Here is a 21226-nt window from a genome sequence, read left to right as displayed (position 1 = left end):
AGAATTAGCTTTTTATCATTATTTATAGGATGATTATCAACATGAAACAAATAATTGATATTTTTCACTCTTCTCATTATAAAATCTCAGCTACATATTACAAAGCCTCATCGCCAGAAAATAGTTTACTTATCTATCTTCACGGCGGTGGACTTATTTTTGGTGGCCGAGAGGACTTAGATCAAGATTACCTCGAACTTCTAACAGATAATGGATATTCCATACTGGCTCTTGATTATTTACTCGCTCCTGAGAATAATTTAGATGAAATTATTCGCATTCTAGTAAAAACTCTCGAATGGTATCAAGATAAAGGCTATCTCATAGTTGGTCAAAAAGATCCATTTTATTATTTGTTTGGTCGCTCTGCTGGTGCGTACTTAGCATTGCAACTTATTAGCAGAATGTCTTCTAATTGGATAAAAGGTATTATTAGTTTTTATGGCTATTACAAACTAAATGATGCTAATTTCTTATATCCCAGTCCCCATTATCTGAATTCTGCAAAAGTCTCCAAAGAATTAATTAAGACCTTTATTCAATCACACCCCATAGTTAACGGTAATCAGAGTGAACGTTATTTAATTTATTTATATTGCAGACAAGTTGGATCATGGATTGATTTTCTAACTGATTCGCCCCAAGATTTTTCACTTAGCAAAGAACAAATAAAGAATATCCCCCCCACACTTCTTGTTCACTCGGATAAAGATCCAGATGTTCCTTTTCAACAATCTAAACAAATCAATCAGCTTGCTAAAGAAAGTATCTTGATAAAAGTTCCTTCTACCCTCCATGATTTTGATCGAACAGACAAAACTAAAGGACTCGAAATTTATCAACAAGTCATTCAATGGCTCTCCAACCATTCAGCTCATTAAATAAATTCTGAAAGGATGTTATTATGCAATTAGATTTTATGTCCACTTTACAAAGTGTTCTGGTTTTATTCATTCTTATTATTATTGGATTCTGGGCAGGCAGGTGGAAACTAATCAGTGCACAAGGCCAAAAGGATATCACCAACCTCGTCTTATATATCACTATGCCAGCTACCATTTTTAATGCGATGCAACTCGATTTTAACATCGAAAGGGTTCAGCGAGCCTTTACTATTATCATTATTGTTACAGTTTGTTATATTCTTATGCTACTCTTAGGTTGGCTGATCGCTAAAAGAACAAATTTGACACTTGCGGAACAGGATGTGTTTAGAGTAGCGCTTCTTCTATCCAATACCTCCTTTATGGGTTATCCCATTGTCAGCAATTTATTAGGTGAAGAAGCTTTATTTTATGCTGTTATCGGTGCAGGATTTTTATTTGAAGTTGTTTCTTGGTCAATTGGTATTTACTTAATGGGTAGAAACGGTTCTGGCAAAGTTGTTTTTAATTGGAAAAAAATTGTTTTAAGCCCTGGCATTTTATCGATTTTAGTGGGACTTATTTTCTTCTTATTTAGTTGGCAGGTTCCTCAGCCCGTAGACAAAGTTTTAAACATATTAAGTCCTGCAACTTCACCATTGGCAATGATTGTGGTGGGCTTGATTCTATCTCGTAGTAATGTTGCTAAGATCTTCGCTAATAAATTCTTATATGTTCAAGCGTTTTTCAAATTAATACTTATCCCGCTTTTAATTTTATTCACATTGAAAGCTTTAAATTTTTCAAACTATGAGTTGATCATTCCAACGATTATGCTGGGGATGCCTACCGCTTCTTATGTAGCAATGTTTGCACAAAACTATGATAATCATCCTGAATTTGCTAGTCAGATGGTCTTTATGACTTCTTTACTTTCGATCGTGTCCATTCCACTGATTACACTCCTTTTCTAAATTGAATAATAACTTATAATATTAAAAATCCCCTAAGAACTAGAATTTTTCTAATCCTTAGGGGCTATTTGTTTCTATCGAAAACAAATTAGCCTAAATTAACTTACTTAAACTCTCCTACAAATTCTTCAGTTACACCTTTTTCTTTACTATAAACTTCATGGCCTCTGACATAGGTTGCCATAATCGTTGCGCCAATCTCACTACCTATATATGGGCTGATCTTATTGCGATATTCTAAGTCCTCTGCAGCGAGTACATAAGACTGGTTAGGATCGATTAATACGATATCTGCATCTTTACCTACAGATAAGCTACCCTTAGTATCATCGATACCAAAACGACGACATGGTTGAGTTGCAATGACTTGTGCAAATTGCTCTAAAGACATACCACGTTTATTAACTGCTTCATCAAAAAATATATCTACATCATTTTGAACACCTGAGATCCCGCCCCAAGCATCAAATGCATTTTCTTTGTCTTTCAAGTCAGGGGTACAAGGTGAATGGTCAGAAATAGATGAAATAATATCACCAGAGAAAACATAATTCCAGAGACCCTCTTGAGCTTCTTTATCACGGATTGGTGGTGAACACTTAGCAACATTACCGATTGCATCTAATTGGTCAGTTGTAAAGTACAAGTAATGTAAACAAGTTTCACACGTTACATCAACACCTTCTTGTTGACCTTTAATAACGGCTTCTACACCCTCTGGACAGGCTACGTGACAAATATGAATGCGGCAACCAGTTTCCTTAGCGAATAAAATTGCTCTTTGAATAGGCTCTACTTCGGTAAAGACTGGACGAGTCGCAACATATTCTGATAATTTTAATTTGCCTTCGGCTTTTGCTTTTTCTCCTAAGCGGTCAGTGATAGCAGCATTTTCAGCGTGAATAGAAAGAACTTTACCTGTTTTAGCAATTTGCTTCATACCCTCATATAAAGAATAATCATCTACGTTTTGGAAGTCTCCATCAATTGAACGGTCACCACAGGTTGCCATAAAACATTTATAAGCAGTAACGCCATTTTCATTCAATTCTTGAATGCCACCGGTTTCTACATTATAAGGCACTAAACCCCCAAATGAATAAACATCGACTTTTAATTTTCCTTGCCCCGATTGATATTTATCCTGAATACTCGCTTCATCTGTTGTTGCTGGAACTTGGTTAAGTGGCATTTCTAAGAAGGATGTTACGCCCCCTTTAGCACAAGCTGATGTTCCTGTAACATAGCCTTCCCATTCATCACGATAACCACCTCCGTTTTCGGTAATGTGTACGTGACAATCAAACATGCCTGGACTGACAATTAAGCCTTTTGCATCGACTTCTTGATCAGCTGATAGATTATCCCCGATTGCAGCAATTTTACCATCTTTAACTGCAAGATCTGTCACCACTGCGCCACTTTCCAAGATTACTTGACCATTCTTTATGACTAAATCATATGACATAAAATAACCTCCTAAAATTTTTTATTAAGCGTCCGGAATAATTACTCCGCACGATTTAATACTAAGTAAATAAGCAATCCCACGATAAAACCATCAATCCAAGATATTTGGGATAGAAACTCGAGAGCGGGAATAAATTGACCAACGATTGAAACAATAAAACCACAAAGGGTTGCAATATAAGCTTTTTTATTGACGCCAGAATAAGGATTAGCTGCTGCTTGTTCTGGTGAATAATAGAGTAAGTTCAAATCAATCTTTTGTTTAACAACAAAGTAGAAATGAGCAATCATCACACCTGCTACCGGGCCTAGTAAACTACCGATATAATTTAAGAAGACGAGAATGACACTTCCTGATTCCATAAATTTCCACGGCATAATTATAAAACTAATGATACTCGCAATAATTACCCCTCTACGGTAATTAATTTTTTTAGGTAATAGAGCGGTCAATTGATAAGCCGCTGGGATGATATTACCAGTAGCATTCGTCGATACGGTTGTCATCAATAAAACAAAAGAAGCAAGTAGGATTGCTGGCATAGAATCCCATTGATTTATTATCTGTAATACATCACCCTGATGGGATACTCCTGTAATAGCTGCTCCATTTAGTACCGTTATACTAGCAAAAGCAAAGATCACATAACCAACCATGAGTGATAATGTTTGTCCGATTGTCTGAGCCTTAGTTGAAGTTGCATTCTGAGTAAAATCAGAAACACTTACCCCTGGGGCTGCCCACACTGATAAAGTAGAAGCAATAATTATTAGATAGGCAAGCGGTGTACTAACAGTCTGACTTGCGTTTGTTACATGGTCAAAGATTGGACCGAATCCGCCAGCAACTCTTAAGCCCCACACAACCATTCCACCAAACACAACGTATATAAGCGGGTTTAGGATGGCTGTAAATTTATTTAATACTCGACCCCCTCCTAAACCAATCATGACATTGGCTAAGAAGAAAACTACGAAAGAAAGAAATGCTGGCACTGAAAGCCCTAAAATAGTTGTTCCAGCTCCAATATTTAAGAATTCTGGCCAGATTCTACCAATTAATATCAGCAGAGCCTTAGAACCCGCATAGTTCTGAACCCCGAACCATGCAATGGCCGCTACCACTCCTCTTAGAAAGCCTGGTAACTTAGAACCTGCACTGCCATACACAGAGCGAAGGTGAATTGAAAAAGGAATACCATACATAGATCCTGCTTTACCATTAATTGTCATGAGTCCAGCGACTGCTAGACCTGCAAGGATAATAGCAAAGAACACATGGATTGGTGCTACTCCTAGGGCTAGAAAACCACCAACTGTCAGATAATTGGGAATATTATGGACTGAACCCATCCATAAGGTGAAATAATTAATTGTTGACATGTGACGTTGATCTGGTTTATTTGGTAAAATATCTTCGTTCGTATAGCCTCTTTCCTTAAACGCGTCAATTTGTTCCTGTCTTACTAAGACATCCTTATGTTCCATTAAAACGTTCCTCCAAAGTTCATTTAGTATGCTAATTCTTTTAATGCTTCTGCCAAGGCTTGGATACCTTGAACAATATCTACTGCTTCTGTATGTTCTTCTGGATTATGACTAATTCCATTAATAGAAGGAACAAAAATCATAGCCGTTGGTACTTGTGGAGCAAAAATTTGTGAATCATGTCCTGCTCCTGAATGCATAACCTGATAATTCAATTTATTTGTCTGACAGACTTTTTCTAAAACATCTACAATTTTTTGATCCATAGGCACAGGTGGCTCATTCATCCATAAATTCATTTCAAGCTTGATTTCTCTTTCCTGAGTGTGTTTTGTTATTGTGGCTTCAATAAATTTTGCAAAATCATCCAGAGCTTTTTGATCCGTATGACGAGTGTCAATAGAAAATTCCATCTCACCTGGCACCACATTCACCACATTCGGTATTATTTCTACATGTCCGAAGGTAACAACCAGAGGATCTCCAATTTCATTCGCTTTATCTATAATTTCTGCAACGATTCTGGCATAACAGTCAACTACATCTTTACGATACTTCATAAGCGTAGTTCCTGCATGATTGGCTTCGCCTTTTAATTTAACGGTATAACGTTTTTGTCCAACGATCGCATTTACTATTCCGACTTTCTTTTCAGCCTTCTCTAAGAAGTTTCCTTGTTCAATATGCAACTCGACGAAAGCATCCATCTTATTAAAATGTGGTTTTTCTGATAAGTAATCAAAACCGGCTTCTCTCATAGCCGTTTCAAAAGGAATTCCCTCATTATCCTTAATATTTTCGACATCTTCTTTTTTAGCAAGACCGAAGATGTTTTTAGAGCCCCAGAAGGCATAAGGAAAACGCGATCCTTCTTCTTCAGCCATTGATACAATTCTTAAAGATTTCTTAGGTTGACCATATTTTTCAACTAGACCCTTAATCGCTAAATAGGCAGCCATAATTCCTAACTGACCATCCAGTCTCCCGCCATCTACAACTGTATCGATATGCGATCCAGAAGCAATAATAGATTCGGGGGTTTCACTCCCTTCCACTGTCGCAAACATATTCCCAACCGCATCAAACTCAACTTTCATTTTCGCTTTCTCAAATAATTCTTTTAAAGCTTTTTGAGCTTCAACCCACGATTCACTATATAAAAGGCGGGTTGTTCCTTTTCCTTCCTTATCTGAAATACTAGAAATCCAGTCCATTTGACGGTCAATTTCTGCTGGTGAAATATTTAGCATAGTTCGCACCCTCCCTGATTTTTTCCCGATGTATAGTGTAAATTTATTATAATGTAAAACGGTTACATTCTCATTGTTTAATCTGCTTAACTTACTTTTTTAATTTGTTTAAAGTGAACAAAAGACTGACTATGTTTTGACTAATGCTTTTGTTAATGTCTATGAAATAAAAACAAAAAGACATTCTCTTAAAAATAAGAGAATGTCTTTTTGTCTTATTCAACTTAACTTTTTTGCATTTACATTAAAAATATATACAAACTATCCTTTTACCGATCCGGCTGTCAGACCTGTAACCAGCTCTTTTCTAAAAATCATCGTGATAATAGCTGGAGGCAAAATAGCTAGTAATCCAGATGCTGCAATCATACTAAATTCAATGGCATCACGAGTCATGAACTCCGACAAAACCAAAGTAATTACCTTATTATCTTGCGATGAAGTTAAAATCATCGGGATTTGGAATTGACTCCAACTCATTAATAACAAGATTAACACACAAGTGATAATAGCGGGTCGAGATAAAGGAAGTATCACCCGCCAAAAAAGTTGCCACTCTGTACACCCATCTAGTTCTCCTGCTTCCCAAATCTCTTTAGGTATTTTGCTAAAGTGGGTGATCAACATCCATGTAGTAAGTGGTAAAAAAGCGGTAACATAAATGACACTAATCCAAAACAGTTGATCTAAGAGATGATAGTTTGAAAATATGGCAAATATGGGAATAATAGTAGTAAAGACTGGGATAACAATTGTTATTAAAAAAAATCGCAGTAGAACTCGACGAAACTTAAACCGGAAGCGAACCATCGAATAACTAGTAAGTACCGCTAGAGGAACCCCAATGATTAAGGTATAAACAGAGCTAATTAGAGAGTTCTTTAATCCGTTAAAAACGGTCTCATGCGCTTTTTCAGTGGGATCAAATAAAGTCTGATAATTTTCAAAGGTAGCCTGGCTGGGAAGAAAGTGACTATCCATCTTCATCAATTCTGCTTTAGGTGTCACACTGACAATAAAAGTCCAAATAAGTGGTCCGAGTGTAAATAGTAAAAAAACAATCACTGTTATCAGATATAACCAATCCAACCGTTGTTTCTTACGCATATCCTCCCTCCAATCTTAGTGAACGAATATAAAAATACCCAATGATACCAGAAAAAATCATTATAATATAGGTAATTGCGGAACCTAAGCCGAAATCTAAAAAACTAAAGGTATTTAAGTAATTATAAATTAAGAGCGTTTGTCCCTCATAGCGATAACCGACTAAAGAAATAACCTCATCAAAAACATTTAATCCTGCCATGGTTGCTTGAATTAAAACGATTGAAAGAGTAGGAAAAATCATTCTTAAAGTTATATAAAAAAATTCCGTAAATCGATTCGCCCCATCCATTTTGGCAGCTTCATAGATTTCTTTTGGTATGGTTTGAAGTGTTGCAAGAATTAAAATGGCACAAAACGGAACCACGCGCCAAGCAATTACCATTGAAACGACCATTAAAAGTAAAAACCGGTTATTAATCCAAGCAATTGGCTGGTCAATAATGGACAAACTCATCAATAACTTATTCATAAAACCGTAGCTCGGGTGAAAAATAAATTGCCAAACAATGCCATTGACTAAAGGGGGCAAGGCCCACGGTATGATAGCAATACCTGTCAAGACAGGACTCATAGCGGTTCGTTTATTTAACATAAGCCCCACTATAATGCTTGAGACTATCGTTAAGACAACAACTAAGATAAAAACGGTGAAGCTATTTTCAAAAGCGTGGTGAAAATCTTTTGAAAGTAAAACTTCTTTATAATTATCTAGACCTATGAATTTGAAGCGATCCGGCCGACTTAGTTTGAAAGCATGCAGACTATAAAAAAATGTTCGAATAATTGGTAAATAAACCAAGAGCCCCATTAAGACCATCATAGGTAGAATTAAAAAGATTGCTTTTTTAGATTTTTTCATTTTAAACTCCTCTTTTAATCGTTGATTTATCTCCTATTTCAACAACACAGGAATCAACCATTAAAGATTTAGATCTAGGTGTAAAGATGTTACACCTAGATCTATTTTTACTATTCTGCGTATTCTTCAACAATGTTGTTTACTTTTTCAACTAATTCTTTGACTGCATCTTCAGCACTTTGATCTGTAGTTACCATTTTATTGATTGTATTATAAATTTCAATACTCATTTCAAAGTAGTATTCAGGCACACCATTAGGGAAGGGAGATTCTGCCATTTCAGCTAATTCAATCATTGCACCAGTGTTCTCAATTTTATTTTCATCAATTAATTGTTGCAAAATGTTAAGACGAGTAGGTAAAGCTCCTACAACCTCAAACAATTCTAATTGAGTTTCCTCAGAAGTATACCATTTAACAAATGTTTGAGCTGCTTCCATATTTTCAGTGTTTGGTGAAATACCGACTGCCTCTTGAAATGGAACCGTTTTTTCTGAAGTCGTTTCTTTTCCTGGCAATAAGATTGGCATGACTTGCCCCACCACTGACGATTGTTCTTCATCATTTACACGTCCAACATAAGAGGATGGTCCTACCATGAATGCTGTATCACCAGTAGAAATTTGGCCATAAGCATCCATCCCTGAACTATTTACATTCCCTGGATTTACCAATTCTTCATCGACTAGTGTTTTAAAGATCTTTAAAGCATCAAGAGTAGCTTCTTCATTCAAAGTATTATCGTCATTAAAGACTTTCCCACTAAGTGTATAGGCGAGCCATAAGAAAGAAGTCGTCAAATTTTCTTCCGCACCGAGAGGGATCGATACAGGGTATTCGACAACTCCGTCTGCTTTTATTTTTTTAGCTTGTTCAATCACTTCATCCCATGTCTTAGGTTCTTCTTTTAATCCAGCTTCCTCATACATTTTTGTATTATAATAAGCGACACGGAAATCATTTCCATACGGCACCGCATAGATAGTGTCATTTACCATAAATTGTCCAATTGCGGGAAACTCATCAGCATCTTCTAATTCAATTGGAGCTAACCAATCTGCACTAGTGAATTCTCCCATCCAAGACCAATCGACTTCGAAGACATCCGCTGCTACTGTATCACTCGCTGCTGCGATAGCTAACTTATCTCGGATATCATCCCACCCTGTTGGGAGGACATTGACTTTAATACCAGACTCCTCTTCGAAAGCTGCCAGCATCTCTTCTGATGGAGCACCCCAGTCTGGAATCATGAAGCTAATTTCAACAGGTTCTTTTTCCTCTTGAGCCATACTTGTTATTGGCGCGAACATTGTTGAAAAGAATAGCGATGCAGCTAATATCGTTTTTAGTTTTTTCTTCATTTAATTTCTCCTTTATTCTTAATTGGTAACGAATTATAAAGCTCATAATTAGCTATTATTTTAAGATTATCACATCTTCTAAATCTTTTTTAACAATATGCTTAGCCATGCGATTATTTTAAAAAGTCTCCTGTGAGTATTTACAACATAAAATCGACTTAAAACCCAATCTAAGTCGGTAATTTTTTATTCGAAGAAAACTTATTAATGAAGTCTTTTTTTGATCTGAGGGGCTAAAATAATATATATTCCCCCACAAATCAGGAGGACCAGTCCACTATACAACCAAACTCGCCTCCAACTTCCTGTCTGGGAAAGAATCAAATCATTCGCTTTGTAGGCCCAATAAAAAGGATCCCAGTAAAAGAATTTCTGCCATTTTTGACTTAAAAGCTCGGTTGCTATAACAGCCGCTATTAACGGTAAAAACAGTAATTTGATGCTACTAGCTGCCCCGATAACATCATCATTAGTCAACCCTTCGATAAAACCAATTATAATACTTAACAGACTTGTGATTAAGGTAACCACTACTAATTGCAAGAGATTAATTCCACCAAAATCAGTAATGACAACTAAAATAATCGATCCAAAGATTGATAAAAAAACTCCGATTAATGACTTGCCTAAAATATAGCTACTAGGCTTTGTTGGAGTCAAAAAGATGGCGCTCAGGGTTTTATCAGTTTTTTCTTCAATTATATTGAGAGCAATTAACATTCCCCCTAAAATTGAAATCATAAGAATAGATAGATTAACCATTGTCTTTTTTAGAGGTGGTACTTTTCGATCTAATTCGACTAATTTTACATTTGAATTTTCAATGGACACACCGCGCTCATAAAAACTTTTCAGCAACTTAGCAAAATCAATAATTTCTTCAGGTTCATTCCCTTGAGTCATTAAATAATAATTTCCTTTTTCAGGAATAACTCCAATGATCGCATCCCTTTTCTCAACCCTCTTTATTATATCTTCCTCATTTTTAAAGAGTTCAACTTTAGCAAATTGTTGGAAATATTCGACATGATCCTGATTTTCACCTTCAATCAAAGCAAATCGGATACTGGTATCCGTAATGCCGGGAGAAAAAAGATTGATCGCTAGCCCCAAAAGAAAGGGAATCAACAAAATATAAAGAGAAAGCGCATCTTTTGCATTAACCTTTAAATCTCTATTAAAAATAATCCAGATTCTTTTCAGCATTTTATCACTCCCCTTAATTTATCAGAATCTTTTTATAACGCTTATTTGCCAGTAAAAAGATCAGAAAGCCAGATATCAGAAAACCTAACGAAATGCTTATAACAGACAACCAAGCATTATTACCAATTAAAGCTGCTTTAAAACCTGCTAACATATAATAACTAGGAATCAGCTTGATCCATAAAGGACTCCAACTCGGTATAAAATAGGCTATATTAGGAACAATCATTAGCATTATCAAAGCATAAAAAACACCAAAGGACTGCATAATGTTCTGATAGAAACTAGCGATATATAAACCGAGTGAAGAGGCAAAAAAGGTGGTTGAAATCAATAATCCAAGCAGTAAAAGATAATCGGGTTTATTTTGCATAATAGGCCAAACAACAATGAAACTTGAAGCGATCGATGTAACTATTATGACTCCTATTTTACTCAATAAATACTGCCAAACAGGAGAAGGGGTAAGTGCATAAGCTTTAATTACACCTTCTTGTCGATCTAAAAAGATATACGCAGCAATCATAAATAGACCCATCAAACCACCATTTAAAACTAAAACCATCGGAAGTATGTTTTCCTTATCTGATAGCACATCAAAATCACTAGAAAGTGGACGTACATCCTGCTTTTGAATCGCTGTTTCTATATTTTCTACCGGATTCATAGGTAGAATTTTTAAAAGATTTTTAAATCTAGCGGATTCGTAGCCTTGCAAAAAATATTCATAGGATAATTCTTGCTGTTCATCTAAATGGATAATTGCCACGATTTTGCGTTCTTTAGCTGCCAGGTATTCTGCCTCTTGCCGATTATTCAAAAGAGTTATCACTTTTTCTTGAACATGAAATTCAGTAACCTCTTTATCTTCTTTATTAATCTTTATTTTGACCTGCTCTTTAATAATATTCGGTTGATCCTTTGTAAGCATTTGAATATAGCTTTTTTTTAAATCAGTCGGCATATCTAAATAAATATACTCTGTCTTCTTTTGATTAAAATTTTCCGGAACTGCAAAAAGAAAGACAGCCACTATCAGCAATGCCATTAATAATTCAATATAAAAGTAAAATCCTCGTGAAGCTAATTTCAACTCCTTAATAAAGCTATAAAGGAATTTCATTATTTCAAACCCCTTCCCGTCACTTTAATAAAAATCTCTTCAAGGGTGGCTTCTTTGGTATGCATGGTTTGAATCGTATACTGATCGATAAGCGCTTGTAAGGCTTTTTTATCCTCTTCTATTAAAAAGGAGAACACTCGTGTTTTAACTTCACCACCGTCTATATAGGTAACTGATACAACTTTATCACCATATTGGAGTTTTAAATTTTCTGGGGAATCGATTAACTTAATTTCCCCATCTACAATAAAGGCGACACGATCACACAAATCATCAGCAATCGCCATATTATGAGTGGTTAGAAAAACGGTCGTGCCTTCGGCATTCTTTTGCTTAATAATTTCTTTAATCTTAGCTGCAATCGAAGGATCAAGTCCGGTGGTGGGTTCATCAAGAAACCAGAGTTTTGGTTGATTAGTCATGGAACGTGCAAAAGTTAATCGGTGTTTCATCCCTTTAGAAAATTCTCCAGCCTTAATATCTTCTTTTCCATCTAACCCTACCATTTTTAATAAAAAATCAGGCTCAAGTGTTGGAACGTCAAATAATTTACTATAAAATGCTAAATTCTCTCTTGCAGTTAACTTACTATAGACATTGGACTGCTCGAAACTCATTCCTATTTCATTAAAACGTTTTTTAGAAGAATCGCGAATATCGTAGCCGGCCACCTTCACTTCTCCTTTACCATTTTCTAAAGGGAGAAGACCCGTTAAAATATTTTGAACGGTTGATTTACCTGCTCCTGAAGGACCTAGGAAGCCAAAAATTTCACCATTTTTTACTTTAAAGTTGACGTTCTTGACCTGATATGTTTCATCTCCATTATAGGAATAAGATAAATTTCTAACCTCAATCATAGATTATTTTCTCCTTCCTTATAAAAAGCAATTCTTAATAAATCAATATATTGATTAACTTCGTCTTCAATAATCTTTAGATCAAATGTCTGATCAATTTTTTTAAACTTTTCCAACCATTCTTCACTCTGCTTTTCAAAAGTCCATTGAATAATTTGAATCGCTTTGTTTTCATCCACTTCGTCTTTAAATAAAAAGTGGTTAATATTCTTTTGATAAATCTGCCTGTATAAATCCAGCGGAAAGGTTGGCTTTTGACGCATCATTTTATCGATTGATTTATCTTGGAATAGTTTTACAGAAAAATCTACCAAGTAAGGATACTCTTCAAAAACTTGAAACTTAATCATTGCGATCTGTTTTAAACGTAGTAATAAATCTTTTTGTGTCCAATCCAAGCCTTCAATTATTTTTTCCTCAACAATTTTAAACGCAAATTCTGCTAAGTACCTATACAAATTGGCCTTGGTACCAAAATAATGATACAAAAGCCCTTTCGATATGCCCGCATTTTGTACAATTGTATTTGTCGAAGCTTTTTGATAGTTATTTTCTGAAAATTCCTTCATCGCACTATTGATAATCGCTTTTCTTCTTTTTGATTCGATCTTGTCTATTTCTTCCATCCTCAAACTGGCTCCTTGTCAAATACTCATTGACCCTTATGGTCAAGACCATTATAATTTAGACTGACCGATAGGGTCAATCTGTTTTTTGAGTGAATAGATGAAATGTCACTTTATCTATACCCATAAAGAAATGATATACTCATCATGTTTTCTAATTATATTTAATTCTTGATCATTTCTATACAATAAGGAGCTAGCATATTATGCATCAGATAAAAAATATTACAAAAATATATGAAACCGGCACTCTAAAGCAAAAGGCCTTAGATGATGTAAGTTTTAATCTAAGAGATAATGAATTCGTTTCTATTTTAGGTCACAGTGGTTCAGGAAAAACGACTCTACTCAATGTTATTGGCGGCTTAGATCGCTATGATAGTGGTGATATTGTTATTGATGGTATTTCCACTAAAGAATATAAAGATAAGGATTGGGATTCTTATCGAAATCACTCGGTCGGTTTTGTCTTTCAAAGTTATAATTTAATTCCCCACCAATCAGTGCTTTCCAATGTTGAATTAGCTTTAACTATTTCTGGAATTTCAACTAAAATACGTAAAGAAAAAGCTATTAAGGCTTTAAAAGAAGTTGGTTTGGAAGATCATATTAATAAGCAACCCAACCAATTGTCCGGTGGCCAGATGCAACGAGTCGCAATTGCTAGAGCCTTAGTCAATGAACCGGATATCTTATTAGCTGATGAGCCGACGGGTGCCTTAGATACAACAACAAGCCTACAAATAATGGACCTTTTGAAAAAAGTTGCTAAGGATCGATTAGTAGTAATGGTCACTCATAATGCAGAACTAGCCAACGAATACTCCAATCGCATTATCGAACTCCAAGATGGTAAAGTTATTTCGGACTCCAACCCTCTAACTATTAACGAAGTGACCGATGGCAAGCATGAAAACATGGGCAAGTCCGCCATGTCTTTCCTCACTGCCTTATCCTTGAGTTTTAATAATTTAAAATCAAAAAAAGCCAGAACCTTTCTGACTGCTTTTGCTGGTTCGATTGGAATTATTGGGATTGCATTAATCCTTTCCCTTTCAACAGGAGTAAATAACTACATTAAAAAAGTTCAAGAAGAAACGATGGTATCCTATCCGATTACGATCGATCGTCAGTCATTTGATTTAAATGGTCTATTTGAATCTCAAGACGAACAAGATCCGCAATCTTTTTCAAGAAATAATCTTTCCACACCGCTAGACCCTAAGGCTGTGACTTCTAATTCCAATTCACTTGAGCGAATGAGCACTGCTAACTCATCTTTAAAAGATAATAACTTAAGTTCTTTTAAAAAGTATTTAGAAAAAACCGACAATAATATCAAACCTTACGTGGGCAAAAATGGAATTGTTTATTCCTATACCCTTAACTTTGATCTTTTTACGTATGATGAAGAAAATATTCTTATTAATACCGATGGTAGTTCTTTTTCCGATGAAAAACCTCAACTTGATCAATTTCAAGGCCCTTCAGGTTCAATGGGAACCGATCACAAAAAAATAAGTGAATTAATGCCGGATACTGGTAAAGGACTAATTAGTCCGGTTATAAAAGAGAATTATCAAGTAGTGTATGGTAAGTGGCCTGAAAAATATGATGAGCTTGTTTTACAAGTGAACGAAAGTCAAGAAATGAATCTCTCTGAGTTATATGAACTAGGCTTTCTTCCCATCAAAGAATATCAAGAAATTTTGGATCAAATAAATAAAGGAGAAAAACCAAAATTAGAAGAGAAAAAAGTTGATCTGAAAACAATTACTACTCAACCTTTCTTCATTCTTCCTTCTAGTGAGTATTACATAGAAGGTGACAAAAATGTCTTCCGTGATTTAAAAGAAGACTCAAAATCTCTAGAAAATTTAGTTGAAGAAAAAGGAATAAAAATTAAAATAGTAGGTGTTCTTAAACCTAAAGAGGATGCAAAGACGCTAGTGATCACTAGTCCATTAGCCTATACACGTGCTTTAAGAGATTATTTAATTAAATATAATAGTCAAAGTGACGTTGTTGTCTACCAAAAAGAAAACCCTACTATCAATGTTTTAACCGGCTTGCCTTTCGAAAGAGATACTATAAAAGAAAAAATTAAAGACACCTATGAATACTTAGCTAATCTTTCTTTAAAAGAACAAACCGAATTCATGAATACATTCCAAGCAACACAAACCATCGATCAAGATCCTATCTCAAATGAGTCAGCAAATCTTGATAATCAAAGTGATTTTGCCGAGCAATTCGAAAGATTAGTGGATAATCTCGAAGAAGAAGATCTTTTAAGTATTTATGAAAACGCAATTGCATCGGAAAGTTTTGATAATAATATGGAAAAATTTGGTGTGATTAATCTAGATTCTCCTTCTTCTATTAACATCTATGCTGATAATTTTGCTGATAAAGAAGCTATATCGTCCGCTATTGAAGATTATAATCAAACGGTTGATGATGAAGAAAAAATTACCTATTCCGACTTTACAGGCTTAATTATGTCTTCTGTCACCGAAATGGTTAATGTCATTACTTATGTTTTGATTGCCTTTGTCAGTGTATCCTTATTAGTATCCTCCATTATGATTGGTATCATTACCTACATTTCTGTCTTAGAAAGAACCAAAGAAATAGGTATCTTACGAGCAATTGGTGCCTCCAAGCGAAATATTTCAACTGTCTTCAATGCTGAGACAATTATCATTGGCTTACTTTCTGGTTTATTGGGTATTGGCTTTACTTATTTACTGCATCCTCCGATCAACCAGCTCTTATCTAATTTGATTGATAGTGATGTAGCCATGAGTCTTTCACTCACAAACGGTCTAATTCTCATCCTTTTAAGTGTCATCTTATCCTTTATTGCAGGTTTAATTCCCGCAAAACAAGCTTCACGTAAAAATCCTGTTGAAGCTCTAAGATCGGAATGATTCACTCGAAGGTTCATTTATTTAATACTTTTCAAATATTCATATACAGACCGATCCCCGGAAGTTAGATAAAAATCTAACTTCCGGGGATCGATACATTGATAAGGCTTTAGTTTTTTACTTATTTACTATCTATCATTTTTTTATTAATACGACGAATGATATAGTTATTACAATTTAATAGTTCTTAATAATAACTTCTGGAACATTAATGTTTTTACGTATCTCTGTATTAGCGATAATAATATCTGCTATGTCATCCGGGTTCATTAAGCCTGTTTCACTTTCATCTTGTAACTCATCGCCCCAAAAATGCGTGTTCATCCCGCCCATATAAATACCATGAATATGAATATCATTATCAGCCATTTCTTTGATAATACTTTCGGTGAATCCTTTCACGCCAAATTTACTGGCACAATATACAGATTCGTTAACTTTTCCTTCGACACCCGCTGTCGAAACAATATTTATAATAGAACCCCTATTTCTTTCTTTCATTGGGCCTAGCACTTGTTGGGTACAATAAATAGTGCCTTTTAAATTTATATCAAACATTTGATTTACTTGTTCTGAAGTAATATTTTCTGCTAAATCAAAATAACCTACACCCGCATTATTAATTAACATATCAATCGATTGGTTGTCTTTTACTATTTTATCAAAGACTTCTGTAACTTCGCTTGCAGACGACACATCAAGCATATAGATTGAATAATTGATATTATTAAAGCTTTGGGCTACTCTTTCTAACTTCTCTTTGGTACGACCAACTAAGATCACATGATTCCCCAATTGACTGTATTTAATGGCTAATGACGCTCCCAATCCACTACCAGCACCTGTAATTATGATATTTTTTTTATTTCCCACTATCATAGTCTCCTTTATAAAAGTAGTCTTTTAACTTACACATACAGCCTACCCTAATAGATAGAGGCATACAAGTCTAAATAAATTCAATAATAGAGAGGCAAAAAACTATTTGCTTCGACGACTGGTCAAAACAAATAGTTTAATAGAATCAATTATTATTAACTACGCTTTCTCATTAATTTTTAATTTTTTGAAATTTTCTGATTAATTTGCTCTATTTGTGCCTTAATATGTAAATAGTTGACAATCCATATGCCAAAATAGATAAAAGTCACCATTAGAGCAATTAAGATAAGACTAACTAGGTTACGATGCCAATGTAAAAAGTAACTAGCTCCCAAAAGAGGAAGTAAAATCACAAGAAAGTGAAGAATGGTATTGAGGAGTAAGCTCCTATTTTTATTTTCCATTATCATTGAAGCATATGCTTGAACGAGTCCCAAAATCAAATAAACAAGGGTTTGAATGGCGACTGCATTAAGTACTGAATCATATTGATTTAAAAAACTAGGTACGCCTGGTGAATATTCTCCATGAAAGAAGGAAAATAAGAGACTCATTGAATAACCAATTCCTATACCCATAAATCCACTACAGAAAAATTTTTTTAAATGTTTCATAATATCCTCTCCTTATATACCTAAAAATTCTTTGAATTTCGATAAACTTCTTCTGGAAACAAATGAAATATCACCATTTGTCAATTCCACCGCAATCGTTCCTTTATAAGACAAGTCTAAGCGTTTAACATAGTCTAAATTAACTAATTCTCCTTGAGAAATTCGAAGGAAAGACTTTGAGTAAAAACGTTCTTCCAAATCATACATCCTTAAACGAACTAAATAAGTCGATTCTTCTGTTTGAGCATACACTTTTTTATTATCTGTATAAAATCGAATAATCTCTCGTGGTTCAAGTATACGAACCACTTCATTTTGAAAACCTATAATTCTTTGAAGCGATGGTGATTCAAGTAAACTTTGGATCAAAGTAACCTCGGAGTTGACTGAATTTGCGAATATTTTGACAAGCGTCTCATCTATACCTGGATCAATCTTTATTTCTAATTTCATTTTTAGCCCCCTTTGTTTTAATTCTTAAGTTCATTCTATGGAAAATTTAACTCTTTCTCTATAAAGTTTCGATAAACGGTCGTTTATAAAGGATGTATGGATTAAATCAATTAATTTTAAATAAAGGCCATATAATTGTGCATAAGATAAAAGGCCATATAAAGCTCCTTTTAAGGTACAATGTTTTTACCACAAAACTTGCCCAGGAGAACTTTGTATGACCCAAGTACATTTTACACTGAATAGCGGAGAGGTTCAAAGCATTATTGAACATTCGGTAAAAGAGGATGTATCTAAAAACATTTTGTCGACAGTATTCAATCAGTTGATAAAGAATCAACGAACAGAATATATTCAAGCGGATGACTACCAACGATCAGAAAGTCGTCAGAGCCAAAGAAATGGCTATTATGAACGAGACTTTACAACGCGAGTAGGCACACCTCGCTTAAAGGTACCAAGAACGCGTGATGGCGATTTTTCACCGACGGTGTTTGAGCGTTACTAGGCGTTTCTACGCGCAAAGTTTCTAAAATTGTTGAAGAGCTTTGCGGAAAGTCTGTGTCGAAATCTTTTGTTTGCAGCATAACTGAGCAGTTAGATCCATTGGTCAATGAATGGCAGAACCGTTCACTCTCAGCCGCTCATTATCCTTATCTAATGACCGATGTTCTCTATATAAAGATTCGAGAAGACCATCGGGTACTTTCTAAAAGCTGCCATATTTCGATTGGCATAACCGATGAGGGTGAGCGTGAAATTATTGGCTTTATGATTCAAAACGAAGAAAGTGACGACACCTGGTCTACCTTCTTTGAACATCTCAAAGAACGCGGTCTCCAAGGAACTGAGCTCATCATTTCTGATGCCCATAAAGGCTTGGTCGCTGCGATCCGTCAGTCGTTTACCAACGCAAGTTGGCAAAGATGTTAGGTTCACTTCTTACGAAATATTTTTACGACCCTTCCCAAGAAAAACGCAAAACCTTTTCGTGAAGCAGTGAAAGCTATCTTTAAGTTTACAGATATTAACCTCGCACGAGAGGCTAAAAATCGACTGATTACAGACTATATCGATCAAACGAACGATACAAAAGCCTGTGAGACTTTAGATAATGGCTTCGAAGAAGCCTTTCAATACACCGTAATGGGTAGAGGTCACAATCGATTAAAAAGCACCAATCTTCTTGAACGATTGAACCAAGAAGTGCGCCGAAGAGGAAAGTTTATTCGTATCTTTCCTAACCGTGCGTCAGCCAATCGATTAATTGGTGCTGTCCTGATGGACACGCATGACGAATGGCTCAGTTCCACAAGAAAGTATATCAAATTTAATCAGTAAGAAAGCGTAGAAACATTGTATACTATTTTACACAAGATTATGAACTTGACTATCTATCATAGTATATTATATTAAATACATTACCATCAAGATTCTTTAAAAATGATATGAATACAAATTATAATCTCAATTCATAAGATAGAAAAATGAAAAGACCAGGTTTTAATTCCTGGTCTTTTCTCATATTACAAAGAATATTTAAAATGATCGAATCAATCATTTTTAATTTTCTTTTTTACTTCCTTTTCGATTGTCAACAATCCTAATCCGCTTAGTACTGAAAGAGCAGCTCCTGAAAACAGAACAAGTTGATCAGACTCTCCCGTTTTCGGTAAAACTCCTGCTTTGGAAGATGAGTCATTAGAATTTTCAGGTTTGCTCATATTACCATTAACCTCGTCTTCTCCATTGTCCCCTGATTTTGAATCTGAAGCAGAAATAATCACTGGAACTTCAACAAGTTCTGTTGAACCATCTGGATAAGATACTTTAACTAAACCGATATACCTACCTGGCTTAGTAGAATCAATAGCTCCTTTAGGTGTTACATCTTCAAAGGTTGGCTGACCTGGATACTTAGGATCTTCTACATATCCTGGAATCGTTACATTATCTGTTAGGTCTTCTGTTCCACCTGCCATGATCTCTTCAGGCGTTACGGAAGGCTCATACTTATCTGCTTGGGTTTTACCTGGGGTTGGTGCAGTTACAGTAACTGTCACATCCACAATTTCTGTCGAACCGTCTGGATAAGTTACCTTCACCTGACCAGTATATGTGCCTGGTTTAGTATAGTTAATTGCTCCTTTAGGTGTTACATCTTCAAAGGTTGGTTGTCCTGGATATTTAGAATCTTCTACATATCCTGGAATTGTTATGTTGTCTGTTAAGTCTACTGTTCCGCCTGGTTGAATCACTTCTGGCGCTACAGAAGGCTCATACTTATCTGCTTGGGTTTTACCTGGGGTTGGTGTAGTTACAGTAACTGTCACATCCACAATTTCTGTCGAACCGTCTGGATAAGTTAACTTCACCTGACCAGTATATGTGCCTGGTTTAGTATAGTTAATTGCTCCTTTAGGTGTTACATCTTCAAAGGTTGGCTGACCTGGATACTTAGGATCTTCTATATATCCTGGAATCGTTACATTGTCTGTTAAGTCTACTGTTCCACCTGCCATGATCTCTTCAGGCATTACGGAAGGCTCATACTTATCTGCTTGGGTTTTACCTGAGGTTGGTTTAATTACAGTAACTGATACATCCACAATTTCTGTCGAACCGTCTGGATAAGTTACCTTCACCTGACCAGTATATGTGCCTGGTTTATTAAGATCAATTGAACCGTCTGATGTAATATCTTCAAATCTTGGGGCGCCTGGATGTTTTGGATCCACTACATAACCTGGGATGGTCACGTTGTCCGTTAAATCAATCGTACCGCCTGTTTCTACGATCTCTGGCGTAACAGCTGGAACGTAAACATCCTTTTCGAGCATATCAGGAGCTAAAATTGTTACTGGTACTTTGATAGTTTCAGTTGAACCATCTGGATAAGTCACTTCTACAATGCCTGTGTACTTACCAGGTTGATTGGGATCGATCTGTCCCTCTGGCGTAATGTCCTTAAGGATTGGGGCGCCTAGATGTTTTGGATCCACTACATATCCTGGGATGGTCACGTTGTCTGTTAAATCGATGGTGCCACCGGCTTCAATCACCTCTGGCGTTACCGCTGGGGTGTAATCATCCTTTTGGGGTGTTTCTGGTGTTGTCACAGTCACAGGCACTGGGATAATTTCAGTTGAAC

The 21226-nt window shown here is 35.5% G+C and carries 17 protein-coding genes and 1 pseudogene; 4 read left to right on the top strand and 14 right to left on the bottom strand.

Annotated elements, in window-relative coordinates; genetic code table 11:
• Positions 1-41: 41 nt before the first annotated feature.
• The gene (locus HF969_RS09085; RefSeq protein ID WP_168427206.1) at positions 42-881 is read left to right on the top strand and encodes an alpha/beta hydrolase family protein; all 840 of its coding nucleotides are present in this window, start codon (positions 42-44) and stop codon (positions 879-881) included.
• A 23-nt stretch (positions 882-904) separates the two neighbouring features.
• Positions 905-1837, top strand: a complete 933-nt coding sequence (locus HF969_RS09080; protein WP_090290445.1) for an AEC family transporter — start codon at positions 905-907, stop codon at positions 1835-1837.
• A 103-nt stretch (positions 1838-1940) separates the two neighbouring features.
• On the opposite strand, the gene allB is transcribed toward HF969_RS09080, so the two are convergent.
• The 10 genes from allB to HF969_RS09030 form a co-directional block, all read right to left on the bottom strand.
• Entirely contained in the window at positions 1941-3305 is a 1365-nt protein-coding gene (gene allB, locus HF969_RS09075; RefSeq protein ID WP_090290444.1) for an allantoinase AllB, read from the bottom strand.
• 41 nt (positions 3306-3346) lie between these two features.
• Positions 3347-4795, bottom strand: a complete 1449-nt coding sequence (allW, locus tag HF969_RS09070) for an allantoin permease (protein ID WP_090290443.1) — start codon at positions 4793-4795, stop codon at positions 3347-3349.
• Between the two features lie 23 nt (positions 4796-4818).
• Positions 4819-6045, bottom strand: a complete 1227-nt coding sequence (gene allC, locus HF969_RS09065; RefSeq protein WP_090290442.1) for an allantoate deiminase — start codon at positions 6043-6045, stop codon at positions 4819-4821.
• Between the two features lie 261 nt (positions 6046-6306).
• The gene (locus HF969_RS09060) at positions 6307-7152 is read right to left on the bottom strand and encodes a carbohydrate ABC transporter permease (RefSeq protein ID WP_090290441.1); all 846 of its coding nucleotides are present in this window, start codon (positions 7150-7152) and stop codon (positions 6307-6309) included.
• Positions 7145-8014 carry a carbohydrate ABC transporter permease gene (locus HF969_RS09055; protein WP_090290440.1) on the bottom strand — a complete coding sequence of 290 codons (870 nt, stop codon included), beginning with the start codon at positions 8012-8014 and terminating at the stop codon, positions 7145-7147. The genes HF969_RS09060 and HF969_RS09055 overlap by 8 nt, the downstream gene beginning before the upstream one ends.
• Positions 8015-8124: 110 nt before the next feature.
• Positions 8125-9378 (bottom strand): ABC transporter substrate-binding protein, encoded by a 1254-nt coding sequence (locus HF969_RS09050; RefSeq protein ID WP_090290439.1) that lies wholly within the window; start codon positions 9376-9378, stop codon positions 8125-8127.
• 204 nt (positions 9379-9582) lie between these two features.
• Positions 9583-10584, bottom strand: a complete 1002-nt coding sequence (locus HF969_RS09045; RefSeq protein WP_090290438.1) for an ABC transporter permease — start codon at positions 10582-10584, stop codon at positions 9583-9585.
• A 13-nt stretch (positions 10585-10597) separates the two neighbouring features.
• Positions 10598-11707, bottom strand: a complete 1110-nt coding sequence (locus HF969_RS09040) for an ABC transporter permease (RefSeq protein ID WP_090290437.1) — start codon at positions 11705-11707, stop codon at positions 10598-10600.
• Complete coding sequence (locus HF969_RS09035; RefSeq protein WP_090290436.1) at positions 11707-12567, bottom strand: ABC transporter ATP-binding protein; 861 nt, start codon at positions 12565-12567, stop codon at positions 11707-11709. Before HF969_RS09035 ends, HF969_RS09040 begins: the two co-directional genes overlap by 1 nt.
• Positions 12564-13193 carry a TetR/AcrR family transcriptional regulator gene (locus tag HF969_RS09030; RefSeq protein WP_090290435.1) on the bottom strand — a complete coding sequence of 210 codons (630 nt, stop codon included), beginning with the start codon at positions 13191-13193 and terminating at the stop codon, positions 12564-12566. Before HF969_RS09030 ends, HF969_RS09035 begins: the two co-directional genes overlap by 4 nt.
• Before the next feature lie 206 nt (positions 13194-13399).
• On the opposite strand from HF969_RS09030, the gene HF969_RS09025 reads away from it, so the two are divergent.
• Entirely contained in the window at positions 13400-16126 is a 2727-nt protein-coding gene (locus HF969_RS09025) for an ABC transporter ATP-binding protein/permease (RefSeq protein ID WP_090290434.1), read from the top strand.
• A 177-nt stretch (positions 16127-16303) separates the two neighbouring features.
• Here HF969_RS09025 and HF969_RS09020 read toward each other — a convergent pair whose 3' ends face one another.
• The 3 genes from HF969_RS09020 to HF969_RS09010 all read right to left on the bottom strand — a co-directional run bounded on the left by HF969_RS09020 (position 16304) and on the right by HF969_RS09010 (position 18075).
• Complete coding sequence (locus tag HF969_RS09020; RefSeq protein ID WP_210727925.1) at positions 16304-16999, bottom strand: SDR family oxidoreductase; 696 nt, start codon at positions 16997-16999, stop codon at positions 16304-16306.
• A gap of 185 nt (positions 17000-17184) precedes the next feature.
• On the bottom strand, positions 17185-17622 hold the full coding sequence (locus tag HF969_RS09015) for a DUF3021 domain-containing protein (protein WP_090290432.1): 438 nt from the start codon (positions 17620-17622) through the stop codon (positions 17185-17187).
• 12 nt (positions 17623-17634) lie between these two features.
• Entirely contained in the window at positions 17635-18075 is a 441-nt protein-coding gene (locus tag HF969_RS09010; protein WP_090290431.1) for a LytTR family DNA-binding domain-containing protein, read from the bottom strand.
• Between the two features lie 217 nt (positions 18076-18292).
• Here HF969_RS09010 and HF969_RS09005 point away from each other — a divergent pair.
• Positions 18293-19416, top strand: a pseudogene (locus HF969_RS09005) (IS256 family transposase).
• A gap of 212 nt (positions 19417-19628) precedes the next feature.
• On the opposite strand, the gene HF969_RS09000 reads toward HF969_RS09005, so the two are convergent.
• Positions 19629-21226: Rib/alpha-like domain-containing protein (locus tag HF969_RS09000; protein ID WP_247599307.1), on the bottom strand; the 1598-nt coding region annotated here is incomplete at its 5' end.

The sequence above is a fragment of the Facklamia miroungae genome, from assembly GCF_012396555.1.
GTDB lineage: Bacteria > Bacillota > Bacilli > Lactobacillales > Aerococcaceae > Facklamia > Facklamia miroungae.
This window is presented reverse-complemented; position numbering and strand designations above follow the sequence as displayed.

Bases quoted from the DNA above. Each gene is read 5' to 3' on its own strand.
- HF969_RS09035 (WP_090290436.1), bottom strand. From the start codon at position 12,567: ATGATTGAGGTTAGAAATTTATCTTATTCCTATAATGGAGATGAAACA.
- allB (WP_090290444.1), bottom strand. From the start codon at position 3,305: ATGTCATATGATTTAGTCATAAAGAATGGTCAAGTAATCTTGGAAAGT.
- allC (WP_090290442.1), bottom strand. From the start codon at position 6,045: ATGCTAAATATTTCACCAGCAGAAATTGACCGTCAAATGGACTGGATT.
- HF969_RS09045 (WP_090290438.1), bottom strand. From the start codon at position 10,584: ATGCTGAAAAGAATCTGGATTATTTTTAATAGAGATTTAAAGGTTAAT.
- HF969_RS09085 (WP_168427206.1), top strand. From the start codon at position 42: ATGAAACAAATAATTGATATTTTTCACTCTTCTCATTATAAAATCTCA.
- HF969_RS09025 (WP_090290434.1), top strand. From the start codon at position 13,400: ATGCATCAGATAAAAAATATTACAAAAATATATGAAACCGGCACTCTA.
- allW (WP_090290443.1), bottom strand. From the start codon at position 4,795: ATGGAACATAAGGATGTCTTAGTAAGACAGGAACAAATTGACGCGTTT.
- HF969_RS09040 (WP_090290437.1), bottom strand. From the start codon at position 11,707: ATGAAATTCCTTTATAGCTTTATTAAGGAGTTGAAATTAGCTTCACGA.
- HF969_RS09015 (WP_090290432.1), bottom strand. From the start codon at position 17,622: ATGAAACATTTAAAAAAATTTTTCTGTAGTGGATTTATGGGTATAGGA.
- HF969_RS09030 (WP_090290435.1), bottom strand. From the start codon at position 13,193: ATGGAAGAAATAGACAAGATCGAATCAAAAAGAAGAAAAGCGATTATC.
- HF969_RS09050 (WP_090290439.1), bottom strand. From the start codon at position 9,378: ATGAAGAAAAAACTAAAAACGATATTAGCTGCATCGCTATTCTTTTCA.
- HF969_RS09010 (WP_090290431.1), bottom strand. From the start codon at position 18,075: ATGAAATTAGAAATAAAGATTGATCCAGGTATAGATGAGACGCTTGTC.
- HF969_RS09080 (WP_090290445.1), top strand. From the start codon at position 905: ATGCAATTAGATTTTATGTCCACTTTACAAAGTGTTCTGGTTTTATTC.
- HF969_RS09060 (WP_090290441.1), bottom strand. From the start codon at position 7,152: ATGCGTAAGAAACAACGGTTGGATTGGTTATATCTGATAACAGTGATT.
- HF969_RS09055 (WP_090290440.1), bottom strand. From the start codon at position 8,014: ATGAAAAAATCTAAAAAAGCAATCTTTTTAATTCTACCTATGATGGTC.